Genomic DNA, 587 nt, shown 5'->3' with positions numbered 1-587 from the left:
CGACTGCCACCGCGCCCACCGGATCCTTCCCTCGGAGGAACCGGCGTCCTCGGTCAATCCCGCGAACATCCCCACCACGTGCGGGGGGTGCCACACCGGCGTGTCCGAGCTGTACGACGTGAGCGCCCACGGCGTCGCTCTCGCGGAAGGCAAGAAGAACGACGAAGGGCACGGCGCGCCCGTCTGCACGAACTGCCACTCGGCGCACGAGATCGCGCCCGTGAACGAGCCCTGGAAGGCCCACGTGGTGGAGGAATGCGGGCACTGCCACGAGCGCCTCTACGAGACCTACTTCGAGACCTACCACGGCAAGGTCACCCGGCTCGGCGGGGAGCTCACCGCGAAGTGCAGCGACTGCCACACGCCGCACTCGAACCTGCCGGCCAGCGACGTGAAGTCCACCGTGAACGCGCGGAACCTCGTGGCGACGTGCAGTCAGTGCCATCCGGACGCGTCCACGAACTTCGTGGAGTACCACCCGCACGGCGATCATCGCGACGCGAAGAAGTTCCCCGAGATCTACTGGTCCTACACGCTCATGTCCGGCCTGCTGGTGGGAACGCTCAGCTTCTTCGGCCTGCACACCG

1 protein-coding gene is annotated in these 587 nt (G+C 67.3%); it reads left to right on the top strand.

Annotated elements, in window-relative coordinates:
* Nucleotides 1-100: 100 nt before the first annotated feature.
* A partial coding sequence (locus KDM41_18635; protein ID MCB1185441.1) for a cytochrome C occupies nt 101-587 on the top strand: 487 nt, incomplete at its 3' end.

The organism is bacterium, from assembly GCA_020440705.1.
Lineage (GTDB): Bacteria > Krumholzibacteriota > Krumholzibacteriia > LZORAL124-64-63 > LZORAL124-64-63 > JAGRNP01.
The sequence above is the reverse complement of the archived record's forward strand: the minus strand, read 5'-3'. Positions and strand labels throughout refer to the sequence as shown.